The sequence below is a fragment of the Oceanibacterium hippocampi genome (genome assembly GCF_900172325.1).
Classification (GTDB): Bacteria; Pseudomonadota; Alphaproteobacteria; order Sneathiellales; family Sneathiellaceae; genus Oceanibacterium; species Oceanibacterium hippocampi.
Genome location: NZ_FWFR01000003.1, coordinates 622,577 through 639,994, shown reverse-complemented (window position 1 = coordinate 639,994; position 17,418 = coordinate 622,577). Strand labels below are relative to the sequence as shown.

General features: G+C 60.2%; 14 protein-coding genes, 1 tRNA gene and 4 pseudogenes. 8 read left to right on the top strand and 11 right to left on the bottom strand.

The window, feature by feature from the left end:
• Positions 1-12: 12 nt before the first annotated feature.
• Both rpoD and OCH7691_RS18355 read left to right on the top strand, forming a co-directional pair.
• Complete coding sequence (rpoD, locus tag OCH7691_RS18360; protein ID WP_085885025.1) at positions 13-2,097, top strand: RNA polymerase sigma factor RpoD; 2,085 nt, start codon at positions 13-15, stop codon at positions 2,095-2,097.
• Positions 2,098-2,205: 108 nt separating this feature from the next.
• Positions 2,206-2,282, top strand: a tRNA-Ile gene (locus tag OCH7691_RS18355).
• 217 nt (positions 2,283-2,499) lie between these two features.
• Here the strand turns inward: OCH7691_RS18355 and OCH7691_RS18350 are convergent.
• The 3 genes from OCH7691_RS18350 to OCH7691_RS18340 are packed head-to-tail and all read right to left on the bottom strand — an operon-like array spanning position 2,500 to position 4,957.
• Positions 2,500-4,194 carry a recombinase family protein gene (locus OCH7691_RS18350; RefSeq protein ID WP_085885024.1) on the bottom strand — a complete coding sequence of 565 codons (1,695 nt, stop codon included), beginning with the start codon at positions 4,192-4,194 and terminating at the stop codon, positions 2,500-2,502.
• Complete coding sequence (locus OCH7691_RS18345; protein WP_085885023.1) at positions 4,191-4,676, bottom strand: DUF2924 domain-containing protein; 486 nt, start codon at positions 4,674-4,676, stop codon at positions 4,191-4,193. Before OCH7691_RS18345 ends, OCH7691_RS18350 begins: the two co-directional genes overlap by 4 nt.
• On the bottom strand, positions 4,673-4,957 hold the full coding sequence (locus OCH7691_RS18340) for a DUF3489 domain-containing protein (protein WP_085885022.1): 285 nt from the start codon (positions 4,955-4,957) through the stop codon (positions 4,673-4,675). The genes OCH7691_RS18345 and OCH7691_RS18340 overlap by 4 nt, the downstream gene beginning before the upstream one ends.
• Before the next feature lie 126 nt (positions 4,958-5,083).
• Here OCH7691_RS18340 and OCH7691_RS18335 point away from each other — a divergent pair.
• A pseudogene (locus OCH7691_RS18335) lies at positions 5,084-5,763 on the top strand (IS3 family transposase); the annotation flags it as partial.
• Between the two features lie 153 nt (positions 5,764-5,916).
• Here OCH7691_RS18335 and OCH7691_RS23035 read toward each other — a convergent pair.
• Positions 5,917-6,200, bottom strand: a pseudogene (locus OCH7691_RS23035) (IS3 family transposase); the annotation flags it as partial.
• On the opposite strand from OCH7691_RS23035, the gene OCH7691_RS23400 reads away from it, so the two are divergent.
• The gene (locus tag OCH7691_RS23400; protein WP_176245088.1) at positions 6,114-6,377 is read left to right on the top strand and encodes a hypothetical protein; all 264 of its coding nucleotides are present in this window, start codon (positions 6,114-6,116) and stop codon (positions 6,375-6,377) included. The pseudogene OCH7691_RS23035 and the gene OCH7691_RS23400 sit on opposite strands and share 87 nt — an antisense overlap.
• Here OCH7691_RS23400 and OCH7691_RS18325 read toward each other — a convergent pair.
• From OCH7691_RS18325 to OCH7691_RS18295, 7 genes and pseudogenes are all read right to left on the bottom strand, one after another.
• Entirely contained in the window at positions 6,374-7,747 is a 1,374-nt protein-coding gene (locus OCH7691_RS18325; RefSeq protein WP_139839782.1) for a YopA family protein, read from the bottom strand. The two genes, OCH7691_RS23400 and OCH7691_RS18325, sit on opposite strands and share 4 nt — an antisense overlap.
• A 169-nt stretch (positions 7,748-7,916) precedes the next feature.
• Positions 7,917-8,677: pseudogene (locus tag OCH7691_RS18320) on the bottom strand (IS3 family transposase); the annotation flags it as partial.
• A 60-nt stretch (positions 8,678-8,737) separates the two neighbouring features.
• Positions 8,738-8,968, bottom strand: a pseudogene (locus tag OCH7691_RS18315) (transposase); the annotation flags it as partial.
• A gap of 212 nt (positions 8,969-9,180) precedes the next feature.
• Complete coding sequence (locus tag OCH7691_RS18310; RefSeq protein ID WP_085885159.1) at positions 9,181-9,867, bottom strand: fumarylacetoacetate hydrolase family protein; 687 nt, start codon at positions 9,865-9,867, stop codon at positions 9,181-9,183.
• 42 nt (positions 9,868-9,909) lie between these two features.
• On the bottom strand, positions 9,910-10,659 hold the full coding sequence (locus tag OCH7691_RS18305; RefSeq protein ID WP_085885019.1) for a dienelactone hydrolase family protein: 750 nt from the start codon (positions 10,657-10,659) through the stop codon (positions 9,910-9,912).
• Positions 10,660-10,694: 35 nt separating this feature from the next.
• Entirely contained in the window at positions 10,695-11,042 is a 348-nt protein-coding gene (locus OCH7691_RS18300) for a Rieske (2Fe-2S) protein (protein WP_139839781.1), read from the bottom strand.
• 72 nt (positions 11,043-11,114) lie between these two features.
• The gene (locus tag OCH7691_RS18295; protein ID WP_085885017.1) at positions 11,115-11,747 is read right to left on the bottom strand and encodes a cupin domain-containing protein; all 633 of its coding nucleotides are present in this window, start codon (positions 11,745-11,747) and stop codon (positions 11,115-11,117) included.
• Positions 11,748-12,122: 375 nt separating this feature from the next.
• Between OCH7691_RS18295 and OCH7691_RS18290 the strand changes: the two genes are divergently transcribed.
• The 4 genes from OCH7691_RS18290 to OCH7691_RS18275 all read left to right on the top strand — a co-directional run bounded on the left by OCH7691_RS18290 (position 12,123) and on the right by OCH7691_RS18275 (position 17,417).
• The gene (locus OCH7691_RS18290) at positions 12,123-13,400 is read left to right on the top strand and encodes a M20/M25/M40 family metallo-hydrolase (RefSeq protein ID WP_085885016.1); all 1,278 of its coding nucleotides are present in this window, start codon (positions 12,123-12,125) and stop codon (positions 13,398-13,400) included.
• Positions 13,401-13,438: 38 nt separating this feature from the next.
• Positions 13,439-14,599, top strand: a complete 1,161-nt coding sequence (locus tag OCH7691_RS18285; protein WP_085885015.1) for an ABC transporter substrate-binding protein — start codon at positions 13,439-13,441, stop codon at positions 14,597-14,599.
• A 95-nt stretch (positions 14,600-14,694) separates the two neighbouring features.
• Positions 14,695-15,579, top strand: a complete 885-nt coding sequence (locus OCH7691_RS18280; RefSeq protein ID WP_085885014.1) for a branched-chain amino acid ABC transporter permease — start codon at positions 14,695-14,697, stop codon at positions 15,577-15,579.
• A 29-nt stretch (positions 15,580-15,608) separates the two neighbouring features.
• Positions 15,609-17,417 carry a branched-chain amino acid ABC transporter ATP-binding protein/permease gene (locus tag OCH7691_RS18275; RefSeq protein WP_085885013.1) on the top strand — a complete coding sequence of 603 codons (1,809 nt, stop codon included), beginning with the start codon at positions 15,609-15,611 and terminating at the stop codon, positions 17,415-17,417.
• Position 17,418 lies beyond the last annotated feature (1 nt).

Below are 17,418 nucleotides of genomic sequence, written 5' to 3'. Positions count from 1 at the left end.
AGTAACGGTTGCATGGCAAGTAAGTCCGCTGAATCCGCAGAGCAGAGCGAAGGCCGCGAAGAGGGCAGCGACAGCCCGTTGCTGGATTCCGCTGCCGCCGGCGCAGTCAAGAAGATGCTCGCGAAGGCGAAGGAGCGTGGCTACGTCACGTTCGACGAACTGAACGAGGTCCTGCCCCAGGACCAGATGTCCTCGGAGCAGATCGAGGACACGATGTCGCTGCTGTCCGAGATGGGCATCACGGTCGTCGACAACGAGGAAAACGTCGAGGACGCGAGCGGCGACGGCAAGGCCAAGGGAGAGGCCGCGAGCAAGGACGACGAGGCCCCGGCCGCACCGGCAGCCACCGAGCTTGAGCGCACCGACGACCCGGTGCGCATGTATCTCCGCGAGATGGGCTCGGTCGAACTGCTGTCGCGCGAGGGCGAGATCGCCATCGCGAAGCGCATCGAGGCCGGGCGCGAGAAGATGATCGGGGCGATCTGCGAGAGCCCCTTCACCATCCGCGCGATCATCGACTGGCGGGAGCGACTGCTGGACGGCTCGGCGCTGCTGCGTGATATCATCGATCTCGACGCGACCTATGGCGGCGGACCCGAAGCGGCGGCCGCGGCCGGCAATTCGGCCGCGAACGGCAATGGCGCCGCGGCGGGCGAGAATGCGGAAGGCGACGATGCCACCGCGGACGACAGCGCCGACACGGCTCCGGCCGCCGGCGCCAATGGCGCGGGCGGGGCCAAGCAGGCTGCGCCGGAAGCGTCCGACGACGACGATTCCGGCGAGGAAACCGCCACTCGCGAGGATGACGAGGAGGAGGAAGAGGAAGCCTCCCTCTCGCTCGCCGCGCTGGAGGAGGCGTTGAAGCCGCGGGTGCTCGAGACCTTCGACAATATCGCCAAGACCTACATGAAGCTCCACAAGCTGCAGGAACAGCGCCTGCAGCTCGCACTCGAGCATCAGCCGGTTCCGGCCGCGCAGGAAAAGAAATACGAGAAACTGCGCGCCGAGCTCGTCGACCTCATGGAAGACGTGCATCTCAACAACAACCGGATCGAGGCGCTGGTCGAGGACCTCTACGGCCTCAACCGGGCGCTGATGGCCTATGAGGGCAAGCTTCTCCGGCTCGCCCAGAACTACAAGGTCAGTCGCGAGGTCTTCCTCGAGAACTATTACGGCAGCGAGCTCGACCCGAACTGGCTGCGCCGCGTCTGCCAGCTCAAGTCGAAGGGCTGGAAGGACTTCACCAAGAACGAGGCGAAGGACATCAAGATGCTGCGCGCCGGCATCGCCGAGGTCTCGACGGCCTTCGGCCTGCCGATCGGCGAATTCCGCCGCATCGTCTCCACGGTGCAGGAGGGCGAGCGCGAGGCGAGCCGCGCCAAGAAGGAGATGGTCGAGGCCAATCTCCGGCTGGTGATCTCGATCGCCAAGAAATACACCAACCGCGGCCTGCAGTTCCTCGACCTGATCCAGGAAGGCAACATCGGCCTGATGAAGGCGGTCGACAAGTTCGAGTATCGCCGTGGCTACAAGTTCTCGACTTACGCCACATGGTGGATCCGCCAGGCGATCACCCGCTCGATCGCCGACCAGGCGCGGACCATCCGCATCCCGGTCCACATGATCGAGACGATCAACAAGCTGGTCCGCACCTCGCGCCAGATGTTGCACGAGATCGGCCGCGAGCCGACGCCGGAGGAACTGGCCGAGAAGCTCGGCATGCCGGCCGAGAAGGTCCGCAAGGTCCTGAAGATCGCCAAGGAGCCGATCAGCCTCGAGACGCCGATCGGCGACGAGGAGGACAGCCATCTCGGCGATTTCATCGAGGACAAGAACGCGGTCCTGCCGCTCGACGCGGCGATCCAGTCGAACCTGCGGGAGACCACGACGCGCGTGCTCGCCTCGCTGACCGCACGCGAGGAACGGGTGCTGCGGATGCGTTTCGGCATCGGCATGAACACCGACCACACCCTGGAAGAGGTCGGCCAGCAGTTCTCGGTCACGCGCGAACGCATCCGGCAGATCGAGGCGAAGGCGCTCCGCAAGCTGAAGCATCCGAGCCGGAGCCGGAAGCTGCGCAGCTTCCTCGATACCTGAACGCCATTCGAGGCGTTGCGGGCCGGCGGCTGCCGTCGGCCCTTTACCGATCCCCCGTCATTGGCTATAGCGAACGACGGTCGCGCCCCGAGCGGGCCCGGCCCCGGTGGGCCTGTAGCTCAATTGGTTAGAGCCGGCCGCTCATAACGGTCTGGTTGCAGGTTCGAGTCCTGCCGGGCCCACCACTTTCTTTAAGGAAACCAAGGGCTCCTGTGGGTCTCTGAATAGTGCCGTGATTTCAGGGGGATATCCGCTCGTCTCGGTGCCAGGCGACGCTTTTGCTGCTCAGTCTGCTCAAATTCTGTGGACGCCAGCTATCTGTCTCTGTTCGCCCGTTTCGGCGTCCAGGTGTTTGGCTTGGCGATGGTAACGTATCGTCGCGATAGTGGCCGATTTGGCCGCTCAGAAGCCGAGTATCTTTGCCTGCTGGCTCCAGTCGCAGGGCAGATCGATGCGCGACAAGCGTTGCGCGCCTAGCCCGGCCGGCTGCGTGCCCGCGAGAATTCCCTCGACCAGGTGTGGCGAGAGGAAGGCGAAAGGTAGGAGCCGGCTGACCTCGGAGGCGTTCGCGCCATGCTCTTCTGCAACCTCGGAAATGCTCTTCGCAGATCCGTCTGTCAGCGTGCCGAGGTAGCGATTGGCTCGAACGACCAGGTCGATCAGCGCCGCATCGGGCTGGCAGGTCGGGGCGGTTCCATTCGCGAGGATCATCCGGCTTTCGACGCCGTGTCGCCGGATGGACATGGGCTGTTCGATCGTGACGATTGATGGCTCCTGTTCCGCGTCCGGCGGCTCATCCATCAGCCAGGCCAGGAGCGAGTTCCGGTCCAGCTCGAACCGGATCCAGCCGGGACGAAGGGTGATCCTTCGAAGCAGACGCCGCAGGTGCGCTTGCTTCCGGTCCGGCAACGCGACGGGCCACGCCTTGCATCGTGCTGCCGCAGAGGCGGCGAGTTGACGGACCTTCTCTCCGCTCAGACGACCTCTGAACCATTCATGGAGCCGGCTCGGGTTCCGGAGGATTTCGAGCAGCGTGTTTTCGACGATGGTTTCGATATCTTGCGCGCGGACGCGCCAGCCGTTATGGAGCCGGGCCCCGACTCTGCCCCGGTGGATGATCCGCTTCGACACATAGTAGCGATACCGTTTGCCATGATTGCGGCACTGCGTCGGTGTCAGCCGGTCACCGGTTTCGTCGAAGAGCATCCCGGTCAACAGATGGAGATCCTTCGTGTTCGTCGCATGCTGCCGTCTGGGGGCCTGTTCCTTCAGCTGTGCCTGAACCCGTTCGAAGAGTTCGGGATCGATAATGCCCGCATGTTCACCCTCATAGCTCTTGTCACGATGACGAATCCGGCCGGCATAGATCGGATTGGCAAGCAGGTGCCGCAAGCTGCCGGCCTGGAAGGGGTCTGTGATGTGGCTGATACCGTTCCTCGGGCGCCCTCGTCGGATAACTCTATCTGAGCCATTGATCTCTTCTGCCAGCCTGCGGAGCGACTTCACTTCGAGATAGCGCCGGAACAGGAAGCGGACGGTCCCGGCTTCCGATTCCTCGATCAGGAGCTTCCTCTTTTCCACCCGGTAGCCCAACGGAACATTGCCGCCCATCCACATGCCCTTCTTCTTGGACGCCGCGATCTTGTCACGGATGCGCTCTGCCGTGACCTCACGCTCGAACTGGGCAAAGGATAGAAGCACGTTGAGAGTGAGCCGGCCCATCGAGGTCGTGGTGTTGAAGGCCTGTGTTACCGAGACGAAGGAGACATCTTGGGCATCGAATATCTCGACGATCCGGGCGAAATCCGTCAGCGATCTTGTCAGGCGATCGATCTTGTAGACCACGACAATGTCGATCCGGTTCTCCTGTACCTGATCCAGCAGCCGCTTGAGGGCCGGGCGGTCCATCGTCCCGCCGGAGAAGCCGCCGTCATCGTAACCGTCCGAAAGCAAGTGCCAGCCTTCGCTGGCCTGTGAGCGAATGAAGGCCTCGCAGGCCTCCCGCTGGGCGTGGAGGGAGTTGAATGCCTGGTCAAGGTTCTCGTCCGAGGATGTGCGCGTATAGATCGCGCAACACAGACGCTTGCCCTTGCTCATTGGCCGAAGAACCTCGGGCCGGACCATTGCGCGCCGGTGATCCGCCGGGCTACTGCGGACAGCGATCGGTAGGTCTTCCCGTCATGCAGGAAACCGTCCTCCACCACTTCGACCACATGCAGGCGCCCCTGCCACTCGCGGACCAGTCGCGTGCCCGGCACGAGCCGGCGCCGCAACCGCGCCGGGGATTCCCCGATTCGCGTGACGTCAGGAGAGGAACCCGCGGCGCGACTCTTGTCGCGCGTGGGCACCTCCGCCTTTATCAGTTTCCGAAGCGCGCGTTTGACGTCCCCCTTGAGGCCACCCAGATGCCTCGCCTGGAGATGCCAGGCGGCCGAGCGAAGGAGCAGGCCGCGCTTGATTCCCTTCGGTGGCAGGCAGCCATGCGCCTTCTGCCACCGCTGAACAAGCTCCGGGCGGGAGAGATCGTCCAGTTCAGCGATCTTCCGCCGGAGCTTGTCGGTCGCGACCGGACCGGTCATTTGATCGCCGCACTCCCCTCGATGCGATAGCGCTTGCGACCGTCCTTGCCGGCCTCTTTCACAAGCGTGTGCCCGAGTTTCTTCCTGACGGTTCCGGAGAGGAAGCCGCGCACGGAATGGGCCTGCCAGCCGCTCGCCTTCTGCAGTTGCTCGAGAGATGCGCCGCGTTTCGACCGGAGGAGCTTGAGAAGCGCAGTCGTCTTCGTCGACTTCGCCGTGCTCGTGGCGGAGTCCTGCGTTGAAGTGCTTACCGATTCAGGTTTCGTGCTGATTTGGGTCATGTCGATCTCCTTGTGTTCAAGACAGCCGGCACAAGCCGCTGTCACCACCTGAAGCCCGCACCTGGCGGGCCGGAGACGTCCACAGCAATGCTTCCTTTGCACGCGAAGTCCAGAGCTTTCGCGGAGCGGCTACGTGAACTGGCCACCGAGCGCCGTCGCTTCGGCTACCGCCGGCTGCGTATCCTGCTGACGCGCGAGGGCGTGTGGGTGAACCGCATGAAGCTCTAAGGAGGAGCGGCTCACCGTGCTCAAGCACGGCGGCCGCAAGCGGGCACTGGGCACGCGGGCACCGATGGCGATCCCGCAGGATGCCAACCAGCGCTGGTCGCTCGACTTCGTGTTGGACGCACTTGGTCGACGGTCGGCGCTTCCGCATCCTGTGCGTGATCGAAGACTTCAGCCGCGAGTGCCTGGCGACGGTGGTCGACAACTCGATCCCGGGCGAGCGTGTTGCGCGCGAACTCGACGCGATCGCCGGACAGCGCGGCTATCCCTGCATGATCGTCAGTGACAACGGCACCGAACTGACGGCCAACGTGATGCTCCGGTGGTAGCAGGAGCGCGCCGTCGAATGGCACTACATCGCACCGGGCAAGCCGATGCAGAACGGCTTCGTCGAGTCATTCAACGGTCGTCTGCGGACCGAGTGTCTGAACGCCCACTGGTTCCTGAGCCTTGCGGACGCAACGGAAAAGCTGGAGGCTTGGCGTAGAGACTACAATGAGGAACGGCCACACAGCGCGATCGGCAACAAGGTCCCGGCAGCGCTTATGAAATCAGCACGCGCAGCCAGCCCGTGGCGCTGAAACAAGGCGGAAAACTCTAACGCCCGCCGAGGGTACGTTGGGGAGCGCACCACAAGGCGGAAAACTCTAACGCCCGCCGAGGGTACGTTGGGGAGCGCACCAAGTTCGGTCGGACTCTAATCGGCGGTGGAGGAAAAATCCCGTGGCAGGTCACAGGCACTCCTGGCTGAAGTCGTCGATCACGCAGAGGATGCGGAACCGGCGGCTGTCCATTAGAGCGTCCAACACGAAGTCGAGGCTCCACCCATCCTGCGGGAACGCAATCGGCGCCCGACTACCAGCGACCGTTTGCGACCGCCGCGTTTCCTGACCGTCAGCCGCTCTTCCCTGTGCAGCCGGTACAGCTTCTTGTGGTTTACCTCGAAGCCTTCGCGCCGCGGCAGAATGTGCAGCCGGCGATAGCCGACCCGCCGACGCTCCGATGCAAGCTCGCGAAGTACCGTCAGGTCACCGGCCTTGACCAAGCTGTCATCATCAAGACCCTCGGCCGCCACGGCAAGTTCTATGTCGACCGCCCCCTGTTCAATGCGTGGCTGACGGGGCAGAACCGGTGGGTTGCTGTTTCAGGAGCCAAGCAGACAGGGCATGCGCAAAGTGTGGCGGGTAGCGACTAGCGTTTTCGTGCCTTGCGGCGTTGCCAGGGCACCTCTTCAACCTGCCCCACCCATCGGGCCCGCAAACGGTTGGAGTAGACGCCGTTGTAGCCGCACAGCCGAAGGATGCTCAGCTCAACATACCATTGGGCGATATCCCATACGTCCGCCACCACATCACCAAGCTTGACCTTCAGGCGGGCCTGTGGGTGCGTCAGCTCGTTGCGGACCTTGGTCAGGGCTTGGGGCAAGTCCTTCCAGTCCTTGTTGCGTTTCCCCTTGGCAATAGCTCGCATCTCGTTTGGGATGGCCACCGGAAGCTTCATGTGCTTGAACGCCCGGCGCAATCGCTCATGAACCGAGCCCACGGTCGGAAGCCTGCTAAAGGGCAGGTAGGCCGAAGCCAGTCGCTCCAGAGCCGCTTGACTGAGAATCACGCCGCTGTCCACTCCGGCGCCCTCGCCGGCACGGTTGCTGCGAAGGTACCAGTACAAGGCCGTTCTCACGGAATCTCCGAGGTCGGCATCGCGCAGGAGGTCCATAAAGCCGGGATAGAGGTCGGCAAGACATTGGCCGTGCATCGTGTCGAACCAGCTTCGGCGAGGCTCCCATGCCGTGACCAGACGCATGCCCCACTCCTCGAAGATGCGACTGCCAGCGGCATCAAAGCCGACAGGCAGGACGGGCGTCGTCGATAATCCGCGCGCAAAGGACAGGAAGTAGTGAAGGTCCGCCAGAACCCGATCGCCGTGCGATATCCGGAAGCTGCGGCCGTCCTGCCTTGTGAGTCGACCGACATGGGTGATGGCGTATCCGCCCTCGGCATCAAGTTGCTTGGTCAGGTCTTTGGCGTGGGGAAGGGTTTGCAGTTCGACCTGCCACTGCTCGTACTTCAGGATGGTCCTGCCCAGCCTTTGCATTCCGCCTGAAGCATTCTCCTGACGTAGATCAGCGGAAGCACTGCAAGATGAGAAAAACATTGGGAAATTCAGAACGTGGAAAGTCACCGAGCTGAGGCGCTTCCGTCTATCGGGGCAGATGACCAAACGCTCGGGGTTCGGCATAAAGGTGGCGGTACTAGTTGTCACCACACCTTTCCCACCACTCATATTGCAGCCCAGCAGAACTGCGTTTGTTGGCGCTGAGTACGGTCCATACTGAATTTGTATTTCGCGCTGTCCGGTGGCCAGTTGCATGGCGACTACCGGCTGGCTGGATAGGTCAGCTTCCAGGACAAGGCGAATGGAGGGCTGGAATCTGAGGCTTGCCTCAACGGGTGCGGTGAAGCCTTGCCCCTGTGCGCTCATGCCAAGCGACGACCGACCAAGAAGAATTGCCCCGTTGGCAACGATGGTCTTGTAAACGGGCTGTATCAATTCATCGTCGTTCATCGGCTGCCAATTTTATCACACTCCGCACTTGCCTTGATCCGCTACCGCTCCGGACGGTCGTCCCGATCCAGTGATCCGGCGTACCGCCAGGCAGCAAGGATGTCCTGCTTTTGGCTGTCGGACAGTTGGCTGCAACTAATTTCGTTGCGAGTGACGGCGCGGAGGGCGGCCTCCGGCTCTGCATCGACCAGCCGACCACACGGCGGGAGTAGAGATCGATCACGATGGCCAGATAGGCAAAGCCTTCCAGCGTCCTGATATAGGTGATGTCGGTGACCCAGACCCTGTCAGCCGCGTCCACATCGAACTGCCGATCCAGCGTGTTGTCGACCACCACTGACGGCTTGCCGCTATAGGTGCCGGGACGGCGCCTGTAGCCGATCTGGGCCTCGATGCCGGCGAGCAGCGCCAGGCGTGCGACACGGTTCGGGCAGCACGTCTCGCCCTGGTCCAGCAGGTCATCGTGAAGCTTGCGATAGCCGTAGATCCTGCCGCTCTCCTTCCACGCCTTCCGTATCAGTTCGGTCTGGCAGGCATCTTCGCGTGCCCGCTTGCTCAGCGGGTTCTTGAGCCACGCATAGAAGCCGCTCGGATGAAGGCGCAGGCAGCGGCACATCGCCCGTACCGAGAACAGCGGGCGATGCTCGGCGATGAACGCGTATCTCACTTTGCATCCCTGGCGAAATACGCGGTGGCTTTTTTTAAGATGTCGCGCTCCTCGGTGACCCTCACCAGCTCGCCCTTCAGACGCCTGATCTCGGCGTCTCTGTCATCGCCACCAAGTGGCTGCACGCACTTCCGCTTCCAGGCGTAAACCGAATGCTGGCTCACGCCCAGCCGCTGCGAAACCTCCGCCACCGGATAGCCCCGCTCGGTGATCTGCGCCACCGCGTCCCGTTTGAAATCCTCGGTGAAATTGACTTTGCCCATCATGGCCTCCTTGCCTCAAAATTGGGGAAGGAGGCGTCTACGAATCTAGGGGCTATTCACCTTGTCCAGCGACAGGTCCGCAACGATCTTCTTCAGCCGCGCATTCTCCTGCTCGAGCTCGCGCAAGCGCCTCATCTCCGACGGCATCAGGCCGGCGTACTTCTTCTTCCAGTTGAAGTACGTTGCCTGGCTGATCCCCGCCTTGCGGCAGACCTCCGCGACAGGCGTTCCATCGTCGCTCTGCTTGATGATGAACGCCTTCTGGGCGTCCGTGAACTGTGATGCTTTCATCGTTCTCCGCTCCTTCTCCCAGCCGGCAAAAACGCGGAAAACTCTAACTCAGATCGGGGGCATTTCCGGGAAGCACATCATACTGAAAAATGGAATAGTCGTGCCCGGCGAGGCAGTGAGCCGGGCGCTCGCCCATCGCTGCGGCAACGTCGAGAGCGCCTGCGCCCATTGCGCAGATACATTCCCTCGACACAGGGCAGGCCGGAAATGCATCAGGAAATCGAGATCTCAAGATCGCTAAGTCCGTCCACATGGCCGACCATGTGGTCGCCCGGGCCGATACTGGATACCCCTTCGGGGGTGCCGGTATAGATGAAGTCGCCAGGCGCCAGTCCGACCATCCGTGACAGATGAGCTATCGTCTCGGCAACATTCCAGATCAGTTGCGAAACGTCCGCGACCTGGCGCTTCTCGCCGTTGACTTCGACCCAGATCGCTCCCTTCCCGATGTGGCCGACATCGGATATTCGGTGGATGGCGCCGCACGGCGCAGACTGGTCGAAACCCTTGCCCATGTCCCACGGACGGCCCTTCTCGCGGGCCTGCATCTGCAAGTCGCGGCGCGTCATGTCTAGGCCCACGGCATAGCCAAAGACGTGATCGAGTGCCGCGGCGGCGGAAATATCGTGCCCTGCCTTTCCGATCGCTGCGACCAGTTCGATCTCATGCTGGTAGTTCTCGGTTGCCTGCGGATAGGGCACGGTCGTCCCACTCGCGACCACGGCATCGGCCGGCTTGAGGAAGAAGAAGGGTGGTTCGCGGTCGGGGTCCGCCCCCATCTCGCGGGCGTGGGCTGCGTAGTTGCGGCCAACGCAATAGATCCTGCGTACTGGAAACACTTGCTCGCTGCGGGCGATGGCCACGTGCGGCCTCACCGCCGCGGGAACGGCATATTTCATGTTCATGATTCTCTTTCGGGTCAAATAGCGAATGTCCGGAAATCACCGTGGCGCGCGTCTCAGGTACCAGTCGAGGAACACCATTGTGCGGGACCAGGCATCCATCGCTGCCACCGGCCGGTAGTGCGGCCGATGATGTTCGTGAAAACCATGCCCCGCACCGTCATAGACACGGATTTCGTGAGCTTTCCCGCTCTCTCTCAGGCGCGCCTTGAAGGCGGAGCGGAGATGATCGGGTACCCAGACATCCTGATCGCCGACATGGTAGAGGAACGGCGTGTCGAGATCGGCGACATAGTCGATGGGCGATTTCGGTTTCGTATCGGTGAGCTCACTGTAGGCAACGAGGCCATAGAAACCTACGCACGCGTCCAGTTTCGGTATTGTCGCGGCGGCAATGAGGGCGTGGGCGCCACCAATACAGAATCCGAGAACACCGAGACGCCTGTCTGTGCCGGGCTTCTCATCGCGGATAGCAGTTGCGACAGCGCCGATGTCATTCACAATTTCGGGGTCTGAGAGACCGGCGACTGCGTCCTTGATGGCGTCAGGCGTGGTGAGATCCGGCTTGCCTCCGGCGCGCGAATAAATGTCGATGACCCATGCGTCGTATCCTTGGTCGGAAAGGAGCGCCGCGGTATCAAGAATGTAGTCGTTTATTCCGTGTACCGTGGGCATGACGATGATTGACGCGCCGGTATCCTGCGTTCGCGACGGCAGGAAATGGCAAGCGATATCGACTTTGCCGCTTGCGACGTGCCTGGTCGTCTTGGTGGCGGTTTTCTGGTCCATGATGGTCCTCGTATTGGGCAAGCGTGGAAAGTCCGTCAGCGCGTGCCTTGGCGCTCGTAGACTGTCTTTGGCCAGCGGCGAACCCAGATATTCCTACCCTCGATTTTCACCGGGAATGTCGTGAAGGGCTTGCCGGGTTTCGGGTGCTCAAGTGCCGCGGTTCGAAGGCAGTAGCGCCATTTGTGCAAGGTGCAGACCACGACGTCGTTCTCGAGAGCGCCGTCGGAAAGGGCGACACCCATGTGTTCACACTTGTCGGCGAAGGCATAGAAAGCTGCATTTACATTGGCGACGGCGACCACTCCGCCGTCCATGAGGTATGAGCGCATCTCGCCGATGGGAATATCGTCGACGGTCGCCAACAAGGCCCAGTGATCATCCAAGACAGCGTCCAATAATTAGGAGGGGGTCCGGGGCTTGCTCGTGGCGCCGGACCCCCTCTGGCAGTCAATACGTTACTTTGCAGGCACGCCCTGATCGCGCATCTGTTTGGCGGCTTCCGTTTTGGATTGTTCGAGGGGTTTCGTGGCAGTCCAGGTATGCGAAGCGCCCTTGACGACGTGCCGAATGTTTTCCTGGCCTTTTGGCTCCTCCCAGAAAAGGCTCCGCGTGTAGGCGTGTAGCGCCATGTCGTGAATAACGTACATCAACGTGTCCGCGTCCCCGTCTGCACGCCATTCGTGGTAGTGCCAGGCGGGGCAGGTCATGATCGAGAACGGTTCGTACCGCTCGGTGACGCCCTCGACCTCTAGTTCCCCGGTGCCCTGAACGATGAAGTAGAGCGCCACTGAATTATGTCGGTGGGAAGTCACGCGCTCGCCCGGATGAATGAGCTGGCAACCGCAAAACAGGGTCGGGGTGATACCGATGCCCGGGGTTTCTCCCAAGCCGGCGTCGTCATTCACGATGGCGACGTAGCGACGCTCCGAGTCCATTCGCGGATCCTCGTCGAGCTTATGAAGCCCTGCGACCACATCTTTCCATCTCCAGTTACCCGGACGGGTGTCGTGCTGGACGACGTGATCGAAGAAACTTTCGGCGGGGGTAATTCGGCACCAGGGGTAGCCGCTTTCATTGGTCCACTTCATCGCGCTTCTCCTCTTGCTTGTGAGTACCAGGCCCTGCTTTGAGAGGGCCGGTCGTGATGCTCGTGGTCCTGTCGATGGACCGGAGCGGGGTGGCGTCGAGTCTCTTTCATTCGGCAAAACGTTTTATAGAAAGAACATCGATCAACAGAGAGTACATATTGATCGAGTCTTCATCGTTCTGTCAACCGGGACCCTGTCACCGGCCACTGAGAAGTTCATTCCATATCTTTTGATATAGATCCGCCATATTGCGCCGAAAATGGCGAGCTCATGTCATTCGGTGTTCCGAATTGACATCGCTTGAGAATGTGATCTAGGCTTTACAAAGTTCATTCAAGAGAACCGAATTTCGACAAGAGAACGAGGAAGCGTCCGATGACCACAATGAACGATACCGACGTTGCACGTGTGCTGGGCCGGATCGATAAGATGGAGGCCGAGCTAACCCAGTTCGCCCTCGATATCGGGAATATCGAGTCACCGACTGGCAGAGAGGGGCCGGCGGGAGATTTCGTCTACGACTGGATGAAGTCAGAAGGGTTTGCGCCGCAACGGGTCGGTGTGTTCGAAGATCGATTCAATGTTGTCGGCTGGCTGCGAGGGACCGGCGGCGGCAAGGATCTCGCCTTCAACAGCCACCTTGATACGATCATGGCTCGCGACGACATCGCACGCTTCTCGGATGCAGAGAACCCGATCTATCACGAGGCCTGGCTCCGTGACGGAAAGATCTTCGGATACAATGTCGTCAACTGCAAAGGGCCCATGACGTGTTGGCTGATGGCAGCCAAGGCGCTCAAGGAGTCGGAGGCCAAACTCAAGGGAGATCTGGTCCTGACCGCAGTTTGTGGCGAGATCGATTGTGATCCGGTCGACGAATTCCAGGGCCACGATTATCTCGCCGAGGATATCGGTGCCCGGTATGCGATAACTCACGGCGCGCTCGCCGACTACGCAGTCGTCGCAGAAGCGACGAATTTCAAGATGGCCTGGGTCGAGGCGGGCAAGGTCTTCCTGAAAGTTACAGCGATCGCTGGTCCGTCGCGCTATACGCCTTATGTCGAGCATCCTGATCGCATCGGCGACAACGCCAACGCTATTGTCCGGATGGCCAGGCTGGTGGAAGGAATCGAGGCCTGGGCGGCGGACTATGAGAGCCGCTACACCCGTCAGTACAAGGGCGGCACGGTCGTTCCCAAGGCTTCGATCGGTGCAATTCGCGGTGGGGTCCCCTACAAGATTTATCGGTATCCCGAGCACTGTTCGATCTATATCGACGTGCGCCTGAATCCCGATACACGGCCCAAGCAGGTGATCGATGAGATTCGGCGGGTCGCCCGTGATATGGGCGTTGAAGCCAAGATCGAACCATTCGTCTATCGCCGCGGTTTCGAGGCGGAAGGCATCGAGCCTCTTTCAGAAGTGATCGAGTCTTCCCACCGGCGCATTCTTGGGTCTCCGTCCGAGGCGGTGGGCTCCCCCGAATGCAGCATGTGGCGGGATACGAACCCCTACAACGAATTGGGAATTCCCGCACTCACATACGGTTGCGGCGCAGGCGCTGGCGGTGGCAACGAGTTCTTCCTGATTTCGGACATGGTGAAAGCAGCAAAGATATATGCGCTGACTGCACTTCAGATATGTAATGCCTGAATTACACTGCCAGAAGTAACAAAAAATGGGAGGGATAAATGATTAAAAAGCGATGGATGCATATGTTTAATCGGGTGTCATCCGCTGTTGCTTTAGTGACTGCCGCCCTGTCGTTTGCAGTCATTCTTCCTGCAACTGCAGAAGAAGACGCGATCCCGATTGGCTTCATTGGGACATTGACAGGATTCAATGCAGTACTCGGCGAGGACACTTTGCGGGGCGTTGAAATCGCGATTGACGAAGTCAATGCCGCTGGTGGCGTTCATGGTCGGAAGCTGAAGCTGATCAAGGAGGACGATGAGAACGATGCCCAAAAGGCCGTCACTGCGGCTCGTAAATTGATCGATCTGGATGACGTATGGGCGATTATCGGTCCTCCCCATTCGGCTTACGCGCTTGCGACGTCAGCAATCACCCGTCGGGCTCAGGTCGTCCAGATTTCACCGATCTCGACCATGGATCGGCTGACAGATCCAGTGAATCCATACTTCTTCCGGACCTGGGTGCGAGATAGGGATGTCGCAACGGTAATCGCCAGCCTTGCTGCGGAATACGGTCGAATCGGCATCTTGTACGAAACGACCCCTTGGGGCGACGGAGGCAAGGACAGGATCGTTTCTGCCTTGAGGAAAATCAACAAGGAGCCTGTCGATACTGAAGCGTTCGACATCAGCACGCAGGATCTCACTCCGCAGATCCTCAATTTCAAGAAGGCGGATGTCGACGCCGTCATCGTGCAAGCGCAAGGCGCGGACGCAGCGCAGGCGTTGAGGGCAATGAAACAACTAGCCTACAAGCCGGCCGTCATTGGCCATCCTGGCCTCACGATGGAGAGCTTTCCAAAACTCGCTCGTGACGACGCCGACGGGACGATCGTCCTCGATGGAATCGATTCGACGAAGAGTTCGGTGGTCAAATTCAATGCCGCTTACCAAGCTCGGCAAGGTGAGCAACCCTTCAACTTCTTCCCCGCGGCCGGCTACGACTCGGTCATGATTATTGTCCAGGCGCTCAACAGGTCAGGTGCAGATCGCATGAAACTGCGGGATGCCGTCGAGTCGACGACTGGCTACGAGGGCGTAAACGGCAAGTCCGGTGCGACGATTTCCTACGGACCCGACGATCATGATGGCCTCGGAGCTGGCGACATGGTCTTGAAAGTGTTTCTCGGTGGGAAAATGGTCCCGGCGAAAAACTGAAGAATGGGCTGTGCCGGACGGGCGAACACAACGCCCTCCGGCCAGACCATCGCCGAAAGCCCGCAGAACTCACTTGCGTGGAAGGGAAAGCAAGGATGGACGACCTTCAGCTAATCGCGGCCGCCCTGAGCATGGGGAGCATTTACGCACTTATCGGCCTCGCCTTCACGATCATCTATGCAGCTAGCCGCATCATGAATTTTGCCCAGGGCGAACTGGTGATGTTGGGGGGCTTGCTTGGCGTAACTCTCGTTGACACAAACCTTCCTTATCCGATTGCCTTCCTGGTTACCATCGCCACTGTTGGAGCGGGCGCCGGCTTTTTCGGGCGATTCATGGTGCAGCCTCTGCTCGAACGGCGTGCTTCCATGAGCGTCATCGTCGTATTGACGATCGCCACAGCGCTGTTTCTTCAGCATGGCGCTGCGCTCGTTTGGGGGAAAAGCGAAAGGTTTTTCGCGTCGCCTTTCGGGGGAGATCTCGTTGCCATAGGCGCGATCAATTTCGATCCTCAACATTTCGTCATCTTGGGGACAACGCTCCTCGCCCTGGCCGCAACCTGGTATTTCTATCAGCGGACGCGCATCGGACGGAGCTTCCAGGCTGTCGCGATCAATCGCGAAGCGGCAAGCCTGATCGGCGTCGATCCGAACCGCGCAACAATCGTCGCTTTTGCCGTCAGCGGTTCCTTGAGCGCCGCCGCCGGAGTGTTGTTCAGCCCGTTAAGCTACGCCACGCCGTACATGGGCATGAGCCTTGGCCTTAAAGGCATTGCAGCAGCGATTGTTGGCGGGCTCGGGAATCCGACCGGGGCAGTGGTGGGTGGGTTTCTGATTGCCATCCTTGAGTTGCTCGGAGCCACCTACCTCTCGGCGGAGTATCGCGACGCGATCGCGTTTTTGATCATGATGCTTGTCTTGGTCATTCGCCCCGCCGGGATTGCAGGCTCTGCGCAGTCATTCCGTGAACGCTACGCCTGACGGCCGGCTCACAAGCGAGGCACAAATTCATGAATAGATTCACGTACCTTGCGCTCGGCGTCGGCGCACTCGCCATACCCGGGTTCGTCGATAGCACATATTATATGCGGCTGATCAACTGGGCCCTGATTGTTGCGGTTCTCGCTTTCGCTTTGAACATCATCTTCGGTTATGCGGGGCAAATTTCGCTTGGCCATCTGTCGTTCTATGGGATAGGGGCCTATGCGGCCGGCATCCTCATGGTCGACTATGGAATGTCGTTCTGGTTGGCCCTACTCATCGCGATGTTGGTGACGGCAGCTATCGGCGTACTTGTGGGACTTCCCGCTCTCCGATTGCGGGATTTCTATCTTGCAGTTGCGACACTCGGATTCGCCGTGATTGTCCACGTATTGCTCGGGCGCTGGATAGCATTGACGGGTGGCCAGACGGGACTTATCAGCATCCCGCGGCCCTACGTGCTGGGGTTCGAGCTGTTTGAGGATCACCACTTTTACTATTTCTCACTCGTATTATTCCTGGCTGCGTTCTGGTTCACCGACTTGATCAGCCGATCGGCCTATGGGCGGAACCTGAGGGCTATTCGAGAGAACGAGAACGCGGCACGATCGCTCGGCGTGAACATATCAGGGCACAAGCTTTTGGCCTTTGCGTTCTCGACGGCACTGGCCGGTGCCGCGGGTGCCGGATACGCCACCCTCAACGGTTACATCCACCCCAACTCATTTACAGCGGGCCACTCGATCCTGTTTCTGGCCGTTCTTGTCATCGCGGGGCTAGGCAGTCACCTCGGTGCTATTCTGGCTGGAGTGTTGACCGTCATCGTACCGGAAATGCTCCGCTCCCTCGGCGACTATCAGCTTTGGGGGTATAGTGTCGTGCTGATCCTCGTCCTGTATTTTTTGCCGCGCGGGATCGCGGGACTGATTTCCGACATTGTTTTGAGGGTGTTTCACCTTCGCGGCTCCACGGCGACAGATGCGATCGAAGTTGGGCCAGATGAATTGGAACCGATTGCCCGGTCTGGGTTCGGGGCACCCTCCCGCTTTGTTCAGGGGGGGGCGAATACGAGCGCTCCATTCTTGAATGTCGTCCAGGTCTCCAAGTCTTTTGGCGGTCTGATGGCCGTTAGCGACCTCTCGATGCGTGTATCGTCGGGTGAGGTTGTTGGTCTGATTGGACCGAACGGTGCGGGAAAAAGCACAGCTATCAATCTGATCACCGGCGTTTTGGCGCCGACTAGCGGAAAAGTGGATCTTGGCCACGAACGGATTTCCGGGCTGCGACCGGACAAGGTAGTGCGAAAGGGGGTCGCAAGAACGTTCCAGACTCCACAGCTCTTCGAAGATTTGACCGTTCTCGAGAATGTTCTTGTCGGCATGAACGGAAGACGCGGATTGGCGCGTCTCGTAGCCCGCCTTCTCCCTTTTCCTGCCTATCGCCGGGAGGAGGCTGACGCTAAACGTGAGGCAATAGCGCTCCTGCAGTCTCTTGATCTTGCTCGTCTGAAGTATGAGAAGGCGGCGAACGTGCCATTCGGCCAGCGTCGGTTGGTCGAGATCGCTCGAGCTCTGGCCACGCGGCCAAAAATCCTGCTCCTTGACGAGCCCGCAGCCGGACTGAATGACAACGAAGCCCGGCAACTCAAAACAATCCTAAGGGATCTCGCGGCTGCTGGCATAGGGGTGCTCTTGGTAGAGCACAAGATGAGCTTGGTTATGGAAGTCTGTGATCGAATAGTCGTACTCAACTTCGGCCAAAACCTGTCGGAAGGAACTCCTGCAGAAGTGTCCCGTGATGAGGCTGTCAGAGAAGCGTATCTGGGGAGGGTGGGTTGAC